This is a genomic window from Galbibacter sp. (genome assembly GCF_048266365.1).
Classification (GTDB): domain Bacteria; phylum Bacteroidota; class Bacteroidia; order Flavobacteriales; family Flavobacteriaceae; genus Galbibacter.
Genome location: NZ_JBLWZP010000011.1, coordinates 90,662 through 100,928, shown reverse-complemented (window position 1 = coordinate 100,928; position 10,267 = coordinate 90,662). Strand labels below are relative to the sequence as shown.

The window sequence follows — 10,267 nt, the reverse complement described above, 5'->3', positions numbered from 1 at the left end:
ACCAGCCTAATCCAACCGTTAAATGGATCAACTGAAGTAGAACTGAATACCACATTGGAGTGGAATTCCATAACTGAAGCTACAGGATATCGAATCTCAATTGGAACAACCCCAGGTGGAACGGAAATCGTGAGTAATCAAGATCTGGGTAATACGACCAGTTTTACGCCATCAGCTGAGCTACCTGAAGGTAGCACGATCTATGTTCGTATTACACCCTATAATTCAGCAGGTGATGCCGTTGCCTGTTCAGAAGAAAGCTTTACTACCACAACCCAACTCAAAGCACCAGTATGTACCAGCCTAATCCAACCGTTAAATGGAGCTAGTGATGTTGAGCTGACTGCCACATTGCAGTGGAATTCTGTATCAGAAGCTACAGGATATCGAATCTCAATTGGAACAACCCCAGGTGGAACGGAACTAGTGAGTAATCAAGATCTGGGTAATACGGCTAGTTTTACGCCATCAGCTGAGCTACCTGAAGGTAGCACGATCTATGTTCGTATTACACCGTATAACTACGCTGGATCTGCCTTGAGCTGCTCAGAGGAAAGTTTTATTACTGCCCAATCATTTGATTTGGGACAGACTAAATATGGTGTTTCCCCTAATGGTGATTCAATTAATGATTTTTGGGAAATCCCTAATATTGAGAACTATCGGGACAATTTAGTCACCATTTATAACAGGTGGGGGGATATTGTATTTAAAGTAGAGGGATATGATAATCAATCTTTGGTTTTTAATGGTATTGCAAATATGAATACTTCAATTGGAAGTGGAGAATTACCAGATGGCACCTATTTCTTTGAAATTTTGGCAAATCAAAATGGGAATTCAAAAGCTGTAAAGGGGTTTATAGTTTTAAAAAGATAATATGAGAAGCGGTACAATAATTAATTTTCTTCTAGTTATAAGTGTCTTAATTCCAGAATTTGGCTTATCCCAGCAAACGCCACTGTTCGCGGAATATAATTACAATCCTGTTATGGTGAACTCAGCGTACACAGGGATGAGTGAAGGAGGTGTAATGACCTTAAGTAATTATGGATATATAAATAATATCGAAGGTAGTCCAAAGCGTTTATCTTTAAGTTACCACAGTCCGCTTGCTCAAAGAAAAATGGGCTTAGGTGGCGCGATTTCTCGAGATGAAATCGGTGTGACAAGCAGTACAAATGCTTACTTAGCCTATTCATACAAGCTCTTTTTTGATTTTAAAAGTGATCGTCCCAACTGGCAGCTATATAATGAGCATGTACTTTCATTTGGATTAACAGCCGGTATTCAACAATATAAAGAAAATCTCCTGGATCTAGGTATTGTGGATGATCCGGTGTTTTCAGAAAATATTAATGAATCCATACCTACTATTGGAATTGGGTTTTTGTACAATCGGCGTAATTTTTACATAGGGGTATCAGCTCCTAATATCCTAGGGAATAAATTAGCATCATCAGATCATATAAAACTTTCTAACCCGGTTTATGGCTATATGGGATACAGTTTTTTAACCAATAAATTTGATCGGATAATCATCAAGCCGAACTTACTCTTAAAATATGAAGATGGGGCGCCAATGCAAATCGATATTAACATTTCCACTAGCTTTGAAAATAAATTTGAATTAGGCGCAGGGTATCGAAGTACATCTTCCTTGAATTTAATGGCAGGAGTCTATCTTTTTAAGTACCTTAGACTTATCTATCAATACAATATTGGATTCAAAAAATCCCTACTTGGTAATAGTCACGGAATCGTACTATCGTATGCGTTTCAGGGATATGGATTGTGATTTATCCATGTATAAATTTAAAAGCCTATTTACACAAATATTGAAATGATTAGAAAAATGAAAACGATAATTAAACTTCTATTACTTTCTTTGATTTTATTTACAGTTGTTTCCTGTAATCATACTTCCCCACAAAAACACTTAGAAATTACAGTGCTCAATACAAATATTATTACTGGAAAATACAATAGTAAATATTTCAATGAAATTCGTGAACTAAAGCGCAATAATAGATTGCTTGTATTGGAATCGGGTCAACTAGAAAATGGAACTGTGAAGGCGTATTTGGATCAAAATTTAATACAACCAACTAATACAGCTTTAAAAAAAGTTCAGACACTTGAAGTCAATACGGATACTGAAAATTTAATTGCTGCCTCAGAGGATTTTTTGATCTATTGCAAACAAATTTTTGAGAAGGATTATATAGAAATAGCACAAATGATAGATGCTGATGAGCCCGAACCAATAGTAGATGCAGCAATTGAGAGAATGTTCCAAATTCATGATCCGGCATTTTTAAAAAAATTAAACCATTTAGATGAAATTGCTATTCGATATGCCGAAAAACATGATATTCCCCTTCAGATTCTTTAAATGAAAGTTAAGTAAATGGAGGCTTTAAATGAGTTGGTTCATACAATAAAAGATTAAATGCATACAACAAATTATATCAATACGTTGATCTTGGTGGCCGAGGATACCAATGTAGATTGCGGCACCATACCAACCGGAAGAGCGGGAAATCCAACTATTGCAGAATTGCAATACAAATTGCTTGCCAACAACCCATATACTTTAACTTCTGATGATGTGCTGTTCCAGGTGTATGCTAAACGAAAGGATTTAGTTGTTTCTGAGTATAAACGAGAAAGAGAAATATTCTTCTCTAAAGGGAAACCTTGTTTTAGGGCATCCCCTTTAACTAAGAATTATGGTTTTGGTATTCATGCTGATAATCACGGAAAACTGGCTATTTATGGTATGGAAACCATGGAATATGAAAATCTTTTAAAGGATCCTAAAATTAAAAAAATACTAGCGATGAGGAATTCTAGAAAGGTTAAGTAAGAATTATAATAAATGCTGTAAAATTATTTTATGAATTTAAAAAGGAAATTGTATCCCAAGAGTTTTTGAAATATGAATATAATAATGAGGTTATCTCCATATTATCAAGAGCGATTAGAATACCAAACTAATCGTGGTTCCTTGTCCTTCGATACTTTGGAATTGAATCTTTCCTTGGTGTAATAACATAATCTGCTTGCATAGGCTTAAACCGATACCACTTCCATTTTTTTTGGTACTAAAGAAAGGCACAAATATAGTATCCATAATTTCCTCGGGAATTCCAGATCCGTTGTCGGTGACCTTAATTATTGTATTTCCGTTAAGTGACTTATTTGCCAGTATTTTTATTGTTGGCCCTTCTATTTTCTTACAAGCATCAACAGAATTTAAGATCAGATTAATTAGGACTTGTTCAATTAAATAGGAATCAATTTCTATTTCAAGATCTGAGGGATCTATTTCAAAATCAATAAGCACACCTTTAGCCTCCAAGGACGGGCTCATCAAACTGTCGATGCTATGGAAGAGTTCATCCACTTTGATCCGATGAAGATTTAAATGCGTGATTTTATTTAAACTTCGGTAGGTCCTTGCAAATTTCATCAAACCATCGCTTCGTTTTTTAATGCTTTCTATTCCCTCATATAAATCCTCAGTAATCAAGGGTTGTATGACCGGTCTTTTCATAGATTCCCGAATATTCTCTTTTAAGGTTTCAGCAAGAGAGCTTATAGGCGCAATGGAATTCATGATCTCATGTGTCATTACACTTAGCAATTTTTTCCAAGCTTCAGACTCATTTTGGTTAAGCGGAGCGTCAATATTTTGCAGTACCACTAGTTTAAAAGTGTTGGATTCTACCTCAAATATAGAATGTGAAACCAAGACTTTGCTTTTTTCATTTTTAATCTCAAGGCTTATAGATGTTGAACTGGAATGGTTTCTAATAAATAGTTCATTATATATCTCTTTATTTCTACTTTGAATAAAGCTGATGTTCTTTATGGAGGGAATGTTGAGCATATCCTTTATGGATTCATTAATCCATAATATGTAGCCAGTCTTTAAATTATATGCTATTATCCCTACCTGTACAACCTCGAGTATTTTTTGCAAGTATAAGTATTGCGCCTCTTTTTCGCTGTTGACTTCTCGAATGGTTCTGTTAACCTCATTGAATCCCTTGTGAAGCCTTTGTATATCTTTAGAACCGTGTTCTTCAGGATACCATCTTGAAAAATCCCTATACTTTACCGCCTCAAAGAAATCGTCAATTTCAATAAAACGTTTCATGATGAATTTATAGAGATTTAATGCCGTAGTTAAACTTGCTACTACAGCAAGGACAATCATATACGTATTTACAATACTGATGGAATAGGCCAGAAGAGTCAGAGCTATAAATAGTATTATGATTCTTGCAATAAATGCAATTCTGTATTTTTTATAGACCATACTTATTGAGTCTTCTGTAAAGTGCTGTCCTTGTAATCCCTAGTTCTTTAGCGGATCTTGAAATATTTCCGTTATTTTTCTCCACAACCTTTAAAATGGTCTTTTTTTCGATGGTCTCTAGGGTTAGATCACTATCGGTAGCCGTATTGTGAAACTTCTCAATGGGAGAGAACATGAGATCTTCTGCGGTGAGGATTGTACCTTCCGTCATAATAACAGCCCTCTCTAGCGCATATTGGAGTTCTCTTACGTTGCCAGGGAATTTGTACGCCTTTAATTTGTCTATAAAGCTAGTGGCCAAAGTAAAAGTATCCTTGATGTATTTATCGGCATAAATGCCAATAAAATGATTGGTTAGCAGCTTAAGGTCGCTTCCTCGGTCTCTTAAAGGCGGAATATTGAGTTCAACAGTATTGATTCGGTATATTAAATCTTTGCGAAATCTGTTTTCATCTGCCAAAACTTCTAACTCTAAATTGGTTGCGCAAATCAGTCGAATATCCACAGCTTTGGCCTCATTGGAACCTAGAGGTGTGATTTGTCGATTTTGAAGCACCGTAAGAAGTCTGGCCTGTTGTTGAAGTGAAATGTTTCCTATTTCATCCAAAAAGAGCGTTCCTCCTGATGCAATTTCAAACCTTCCTTTTCGATCTTCCCTTGCATCCGTAAACGCCCCTTTTTTGTATCCGAATAATTCACTTTCAAATAAGGATTCTGTCAATGCGCCAACATCTACCTTTACAAATGGCATGTCTTTTCGCAAAGAGTTATCGTGTATTGCTTTGGCAATTAAGTCTTTTCCGGTGCCGTTTTCACCGAGTATAAGAACATTCGCATCCGTGGGCGCTATTTTTTCAAGTTTGTAAAAAACATCTTTCATAACAGTACTTTCCCCAATAATTTCCCCTGCATTGGTGGTAAGGGTTTTTAATGCTAATTTTTGTTTCCCTTTTTTTTGGGTAAGTTCTTGTATTGTTTGAACGATTCTGTCGTTCTCCCAAGGTTTTATGATGAAATCAGAAGCTCCTTCTTTCAACGACTTAACTGCTAAATCTATGTCACCATAAGCCGTGATCAAAATTACATCTGTATTTGGGCTTAGTTGCTTTATTTTTTTTAGCCAGTAAATACCCTCATTCCCAGTGTTAATCAGTCCGTTAAAATTCATGTCAAGAATAACAATGTCAAAACTGTTCTTTTCAAAAAGCGATACAATGTTGCTTGGTTTTTTTTCCACTACAACCTCCTTCACCTTTGATTTTAATAACAAACGTAATGCAATGAGTACATCGCTGTCGTCATCCAATACCAGTATTTTGAGATCCTTTACCCGCATATGTACAATATTACAATATTATCAAGCTTACTAAAAACAGATTATTGTTTAATTTCAGTAACCCCAAATCTGTAACGTATTCGTGCATAACGTGTATCGTTTCCGAACACCCTTATCATTTTATTTAAATATAAAGAGCACATAAACAGTGGTTTATGGTTTTGGCACAATAATGCCTATATCCTAGTTGTAAAATTGAATCGATTATATGGACATCCCATTAGAAAAGAAAAGGTTTACCACCTCAAGAATGTTGATATTGGCAGGTAGTGTGCTGCTCTTGGCATTTATAGTTTTTGTAATTATCTCTTCTTCGGGAGCTTCTAAACTAAATGTAAATCGTGAACGCATTACCATTAGTGAAGTAACTCAAGGAGCTTTTCAAGAGGATATACCAGTAAATGGAATTGTACTTCCAATTACTACGATTTATCTGGATGCTCTGGAGGGTGGCCGTGTTGAAGAAAAGTTTGTTGAGGATGGTGCTTTGATGAAAAAAGGGGAACCTATACTCCGGCTTTCCAATACGGATTTAGAATTGAGCTTAGTGAATCAGGAAACTGCAGTATATAATTTGCTTACCCAGATGCAAATACAACAAAATTCAGCTCGGCAGAACACCATTAATAGACTTAATCAATTAACTGATGTTAAAAATAGTCTTATCGAAGCAGAGCGTGTGTACGATTTAAATAAAAGATTGTATGACAAGGATGCTATCGGACGGCAAGATTTAATAGCTTCAGAAAATGAATACAATTATCAAAAACAGCGAATGGAATTGGCACAACAGGTGGTGGAACAGGATTCTACAGCTACTAAACAAGAATTAGCCCAGGCGCAAAGTTCGTATCATCGTACGCGAAAAGCATTGGAACTCATGCGTAAAAAAGTGGAAGATTTGGTAGTTAAAGCGCCGGTTGATGGACAATTAACTTCATTAGATGCGGAAATAGGACAGTCTAAGATCAAGGGAGAGCGATTGGGGCAAATTGATGTACTGAGTGGATATAAAGTAAGGGTAGAAGTAGATGAGCATTATATCGCCAGAATTTATGCCGGTCAATTGGGGACTTTTAGGTTCGATGGAAAGGAATATACTTTGGAAATTAAAAAAGTGTACACACAAGTAACTAATGGTCGTTTTCAGGTGGATATGCATTTTAAAAATGAAGTTCCTGAAGGAATCAGAAGAGGGCAAACACTTCAAATACGCGTTGCATTGAGTCAGGAAAAACAAGCCTTGTTGATTCCAAAAGGAGGGTTTTTTCAACAAACTGGGGGAAACTGGATTTTTAAACTGGATGAAAACGGTAACACCGCTTATAGACAACCTATTCAATTGGGGAATCAAAATACCGAATATTACGAGGTGCTGGATGGATTAAAACCGGGGGATAAAGTGATTACATCCGGGTATGATAATTATGAGGAAATTCAAGAACTTGTTTTAAATTAATAGCATTATAAAAAGAATTCAATACTAGGATCATGATAAAAATCACGGATTTAGAAAAATTTTACCGAACAGAGGAGGTACAAACTGTTGCCTTAAATAAGCTTTCCTTTGAAGTCAAAGAGGGTGAATTTGTAGCAGTGATGGGACCGTCTGGGTGTGGGAAATCAACTTTACTTAATATTTTAGGATTATTAGATGACCTCGATGGCGGGAGTTTTATTTTCAATGGAATAGAGGTTGCAGGTTACAATGAACGCAAAAGAGCCAATTTGCGAAAACATAATATCGGTTTTGTTTTCCAGAGCTTTAATTTAATCGATGAACTTACAGTTTTTGAAAATATTGAACTTCCTTTAATCTATACTGGAGTTAAACCAGCAGACAGAAAGGAACGCGTTCATGAAGTATTGGAGAAAATGCAGATTATGCACCGGCGAAAACATTTTCCACAACAACTCTCCGGGGGGCAACAACAGCGTGTAGCGGTAGCCAGAGCTGTGGTGAATAATCCAAAGCTCATCTTAGCTGATGAGCCTACAGGTAATCTAGACAGTAGTAATGGAAATGAGGTCATGGATCTTCTTACCGATCTCAACCAGCACGGCACCACCATTATTATGGTAACGCATAGTGAACACGATGCAAAATTCAGCCACCGTATTATTCGGATGTTGGATGGACAAAAGGTAACAGAAAATGTACTTGTTTAACCTCTAGCAAAGAATTAAAACGAATTGATAATGATTAGGAGTTTCTTAAAGATAGCGTGGCGTAATATTCAAGCCAATAAACTTTTCGTGGGACTTAATATAGCAGGTCTTGCAATTGGCCTTTGTGTGTGCATATTACTTTTTACCTATGTATACAATGAGCTTAGTTTTGACAAGATGTATTCAAATTCAGAAGATATTTATAGGGTGAATATGGAGACCACTGAGTCATATGATTTTGAAACCTGGGCGGAAGTACCTAATGCAGTGGGTCCTGCCATTATAAATGATATTCCTCAGGTAAAAATGATGACACGGCTTATTAAGGATGATTTTGGTGCTACGGCTTCCTTAAAAGTTGGTAATAAGAATTTTAACGAAGAGCGGCTGTACCTGGCAGATTCTTCGCTTTTTAAAATGTTTGATTTTAATTTTATTGAAGGTGATGGTCAGAATGTGTTTTCAAAGCCTAAATCTATCGTGATTTCACAATCGACAAAGCAACGATTATTTGGTAGTGAAGATGCTATAGGCAAAATTATTTCTGTTAATAATAGGGATAGTCTCCAGGTTACGGGAATATACCAGGATTTACCTAAGAATAGTATGATTGATTGTGAGCTGGTATACAATATTATGGATTCCTGGATGGGGACCAATGTCTATTGGAGCAACGCCAGTTATGAAACCTATATACAACTCCAGTCCGAAGCAAATATTCATGAGGTACAACGGCAGGCTACTAAATTAATTGATGCCTATGTGGAGAAGAACGATCAGTACTTCACAAAATTCTTCTTACAACCATTGACAAAAATACATTTATATTCTCTAGACTTAAGAAAAGGATACTCTTCCAGATACGGAGATATTAGCGCTATAAACAGTTTACTGTTCCTTTCTGTTTTGGTACTGCTAATTGCTTGTATCAACTATATGAACCTGGCAACAGCAAATTCACAAAAAAGATTAAAGGGAATAGGAGTAAATAAGATTCTTGGAGCCAACCGAAGACAAATGCTTTCACTATACTATGTTGAAACAAGTATTCTCGTTTTTATTTCCGTACTGATTGGTTATGGGATTTCTTTTATAGCGTTACCGATATTTGAAAATATTTTAGGGACACAATTAAGTTATACGGAACTGTTGTCTCCTGTGATTTTACTGGGGCTTATTGCGATCTGGATTTTGGTGACCTTAATTGCGGGAAGTTATCCAGCTCTATCTTTGTCTGGAATATCTCCACTATCGCTGGCTCAAAAATCTAAGAATACCTATGCAATCGCTGATTTTGTGCGTAAAGGACTCGTGGTTTTTCAGTTTACTACCTCCATAATCTTGATTGTGTCCGTGATTATCATATACCAGCAGATGGATTTTATTAAAAACAAGAAATTGGGATATAATCCGAACGGAATAGTGGCAGTCTCCGTAAAGTCAGCAGAAAGTCAGCAGCAAATTGAAAATGTAATGAGAGATTTGCAGCGATTACCGGTTGTAAAAAATGTTTCAGCAGTGCAATCCATACCTGGAAAGAACGAAAGTGGTCGATCGGTTAGAAAACTAAGTACGGATGTTACAGGAATGCCAATACAAAGCTGCCGTACCAGTGGCATGATTGTAGAGACTTTACAACTTAATTTATTGGCAGGGAATCCGTTACCCAAAAATATTAAAAAAGGGGACTCCATAGTATACACCCTAATTAATGAAAAGATTGTTAAATACTTGGGCTATAAATCATCCGAGGATGCCATTGGAAAATATGTTAATACTGAATTAGGGAATAGAGCTGTCATTACCGGTGTTGTAGAGAACTTCAATTATAATTCTTTAAAGGAGGATATTGGCGGCTATATGTATTATAGATCAATTGAAGCTCCGGAATCCTTAAGAAACATTCTTATTAGGTATCATACAACGGACTTGCCGGAATTTATGGAGCAATTACAAAACAGTTTTACTGCAAACCTTCCCAATACTGCTTTTGATTATCAGTTTTTAGACACCTATGTGGAAGGTCTATACGTTTCGGAAGCAAAAACAGCGAAAACGGTCAGTACTTTTTCACTCTTGGCTATTTTCATAGCTTGTCTCGGACTATTCGGATTGGCAACATTTATGGCAGAATCTCGTACCAAAGAAATAGGTGTTCGTAAAGTTTTAGGTGCGAGTATTTCGGGAATTGCAAGTTTGTTAACAAAAGACTTTTTAAAGATAGTGCTTATTGCATTTATTATAGCAATCCCATTTGCTTATTGGATAATGTATAGGTGGTTGCTAGGATTTTCGTATCGGATAGATATTCATTGGTGGGTGTTTTTAATTGCGGGTCTTGTTGCAGTCTTTATCGCTTTGCTTACTGTAAGTTTTCAAGCAATAAACGCTGCGGTTTCTAATCCCATTAAAAGTTTGCGAACGGAATAAACTTA

Annotated in this window: 9 protein-coding genes; 7 read left to right on the top strand and 2 right to left on the bottom strand. The window is 36.2% G+C overall.

Annotated elements, in window-relative coordinates; genetic code table 11:
• The 4 genes from ACN0TV_RS14410 to ACN0TV_RS14395 all read left to right on the top strand — a co-directional run.
• On the top strand, nt 1–879 hold an 879-nt coding region (locus tag ACN0TV_RS14410), incomplete at its 5' end, for a gliding motility-associated C-terminal domain-containing protein (RefSeq protein WP_417363642.1).
• A gap of 1 nt (nt 880) precedes the next feature.
• Complete coding sequence (locus tag ACN0TV_RS14405) at nt 881–1,798, top strand: PorP/SprF family type IX secretion system membrane protein (RefSeq protein WP_417363640.1); 918 nt, start codon at nt 881–883, stop codon at nt 1,796–1,798.
• Between the two features lie 57 nt (nt 1,799–1,855).
• Nucleotides 1,856–2,395: a hypothetical protein gene (locus ACN0TV_RS14400; RefSeq protein WP_417363639.1), complete on the top strand. Its 540-nt coding sequence runs from the start codon at nt 1,856–1,858 to the stop codon at nt 2,393–2,395.
• A 57-nt stretch (nt 2,396–2,452) separates the two neighbouring features.
• The gene (locus ACN0TV_RS14395; RefSeq protein WP_417363637.1) at nt 2,453–2,869 is read left to right on the top strand and encodes a DUF6157 family protein; all 417 of its coding nucleotides are present in this window, start codon (nt 2,453–2,455) and stop codon (nt 2,867–2,869) included.
• A gap of 114 nt (nt 2,870–2,983) precedes the next feature.
• Here the strand turns inward: ACN0TV_RS14395 and ACN0TV_RS14390 are convergent, their stop codons facing one another.
• Nucleotides 2,984–4,327, bottom strand: coding sequence for a sensor histidine kinase (locus ACN0TV_RS14390; RefSeq protein ID WP_417363635.1), 1,344 nt, complete (start codon nt 4,325–4,327; stop codon nt 2,984–2,986).
• Nucleotides 4,317–5,663: a sigma-54-dependent transcriptional regulator gene (locus ACN0TV_RS14385; RefSeq protein ID WP_417363633.1), complete on the bottom strand. Its 1,347-nt coding sequence runs from the start codon at nt 5,661–5,663 to the stop codon at nt 4,317–4,319. Before ACN0TV_RS14385 ends, ACN0TV_RS14390 begins: the two co-directional genes overlap by 11 nt.
• 208 nt (nt 5,664–5,871) lie before the next feature.
• Between ACN0TV_RS14385 and ACN0TV_RS14380 the strand changes: the two genes are divergently transcribed.
• From ACN0TV_RS14380 to ACN0TV_RS14370, 3 genes are read left to right on the top strand one after another with little or no spacing between them, the layout of a single operon-like run.
• A complete protein-coding gene (locus ACN0TV_RS14380) occupies nt 5,872–7,122 on the top strand; it encodes an efflux RND transporter periplasmic adaptor subunit (protein WP_417363631.1) in 1,251 nt (416 codons plus the stop codon).
• Between the two features lie 32 nt (nt 7,123–7,154).
• Nucleotides 7,155–7,832: an ABC transporter ATP-binding protein gene (locus ACN0TV_RS14375; RefSeq protein WP_417363629.1), complete on the top strand. Its 678-nt coding sequence runs from the start codon at nt 7,155–7,157 to the stop codon at nt 7,830–7,832.
• A 30-nt stretch (nt 7,833–7,862) separates the two neighbouring features.
• Complete coding sequence (locus ACN0TV_RS14370) at nt 7,863–10,262, top strand: ABC transporter permease (protein ID WP_417363627.1); 2,400 nt, start codon at nt 7,863–7,865, stop codon at nt 10,260–10,262.
• The last annotated feature ends 5 nt before the right edge of the window (nt 10,263–10,267 follow it).

What these genes read in the sequence shown, in the direction of transcription:
- ACN0TV_RS14405 (WP_417363640.1), top strand. Translation starts at nt 881, where the DNA reads ATGAGAAGCGGTACAATAATTAATTTTCTTCTAGTTATAAGTGTCTTA.
- ACN0TV_RS14380 (WP_417363631.1), top strand. Translation starts at nt 5,872, where the DNA reads ATGGACATCCCATTAGAAAAGAAAAGGTTTACCACCTCAAGAATGTTG.
- ACN0TV_RS14395 (WP_417363637.1), top strand. Translation starts at nt 2,453, where the DNA reads ATGCATACAACAAATTATATCAATACGTTGATCTTGGTGGCCGAGGAT.
- ACN0TV_RS14385 (WP_417363633.1), bottom strand. Translation starts at nt 5,663, where the DNA reads ATGCGGGTAAAGGATCTCAAAATACTGGTATTGGATGACGACAGCGAT.
- ACN0TV_RS14370 (WP_417363627.1), top strand. Translation starts at nt 7,863, where the DNA reads ATGATTAGGAGTTTCTTAAAGATAGCGTGGCGTAATATTCAAGCCAAT.
- ACN0TV_RS14400 (WP_417363639.1), top strand. Translation starts at nt 1,856, where the DNA reads ATGAAAACGATAATTAAACTTCTATTACTTTCTTTGATTTTATTTACA.
- ACN0TV_RS14375 (WP_417363629.1), top strand. Translation starts at nt 7,155, where the DNA reads ATGATAAAAATCACGGATTTAGAAAAATTTTACCGAACAGAGGAGGTA.
- ACN0TV_RS14390 (WP_417363635.1), bottom strand. Translation starts at nt 4,327, where the DNA reads ATGGTCTATAAAAAATACAGAATTGCATTTATTGCAAGAATCATAATA.